Genomic DNA, 1,025 nt, shown 5'->3' with positions numbered 1-1,025 from the left:
CGAGCATTGCATCGGCATCAACTGTCTTATATTCCTCTGTAAAAATCTTCATTCCTGTCAGGCAAAGAGCTCCAGAAAAATGCAATCGCAATTGTTTCCTGCATGTCTGCAAAGTCTTTTGAACGCCTTTTTTGATCCATCCATATACGGCTTGGGACTGATGTTCAGGATGCACAGCATCTATGAAATAGATCTCTTCATCAGGGTTTAAGGTCTCCTTTAAAGCCATATATTGTTCTATGAAAATTCGTTGTTTTTCAGGATCTCATTTCCCAGGAATCTTTTTAGGACGTTTATAAGCAAATCCGTGCTGTATGAGCCAATCTGTCATGCCACTTCGGGAATATTTTATCCCATATTGACTTTAAGATAGGTCTTTTCCTGTAGGTGTTTTAGTAGAGACTCTGTTTGGTCTTGTGAAAGTTTTGATTTGCTACCGCCTCGAGGGCTACTTCTAGTTTTATTTTCGGAATCATATTCTCTGAGGTATTCCTGAACAGTGATAGGGCTTATCCGGAGTATTTTAGCAAGATTTTTTGTTGAGATACCCTCATCATAGCCCAAAATTACACAAAGCCTATTCTGTTCAGAATAGTCTTTTGGATGCTTTAACTTGTGTTCTAAGTCAGCTATCTGGCTAGGAGTCAGTTTTTTTCATGCTTAATAGCTTAACACAAAACAAATATTTTTCTATCCGATTGAATCGGAACCACTATATACATGTTTTCAAGATCTAAAAAAGATAGAAAAAGAATGGAATCTGATTGCTAGATCTATGGGAATAACTTACGTACCTGATACGGATGAGGGGGCTATATGGCAACCTAAAGCTTTTTATCTATTCCAAAGGGTAGAGAATCAATTTTTAATTTATTGACGCGGCCTCCTCGGGCTTTTTTCTCTTTGTGACTTATTTCCAAAATCAAGTTAATCTTCGGAATTTCTCGTTGTCTAAACTTTTTGCTTTTTCAAATTTCATCATGCCCTTACGTATTTTTAAGGGCATTATTTTATACAAGGGCTTT

The 1,025-nt window shown here is 36.9% G+C and carries 2 protein-coding genes and 1 pseudogene; all 3 read right to left on the bottom strand.

The annotated features are described in order from the left end of the window. Window positions 1–229 (bottom strand): annotated as a pseudogene (locus RHOW815_RS08075) (IS630 family transposase); the annotation flags it as partial. 36 nt (window positions 230–265) lie between these two features. Next, entirely contained in the window at window positions 266–331 is a 66-nt protein-coding gene (locus tag RHOW815_RS09225; RefSeq protein ID WP_350339778.1) for a hypothetical protein, read from the bottom strand. A gap of 17 nt (window positions 332–348) precedes the next feature. Next, window positions 349–633, bottom strand: coding sequence for a helix-turn-helix domain-containing protein (locus RHOW815_RS08065; protein WP_256439940.1), 285 nt, complete (start codon window positions 631–633; stop codon window positions 349–351). Between the last annotated feature and the right edge of the window lie 392 nt (window positions 634–1,025).

The sequence above is a fragment of the Candidatus Rhabdochlamydia sp. W815 genome (assembly GCF_018642185.1).
Lineage (GTDB): Bacteria > Chlamydiota > Chlamydiia > Chlamydiales > Rhabdochlamydiaceae > Rhabdochlamydia > Rhabdochlamydia oedothoracis.
The sequence above is the reverse complement of the archived record's forward strand: the minus strand, read 5'-3'. Positions and strand labels throughout refer to the sequence as shown.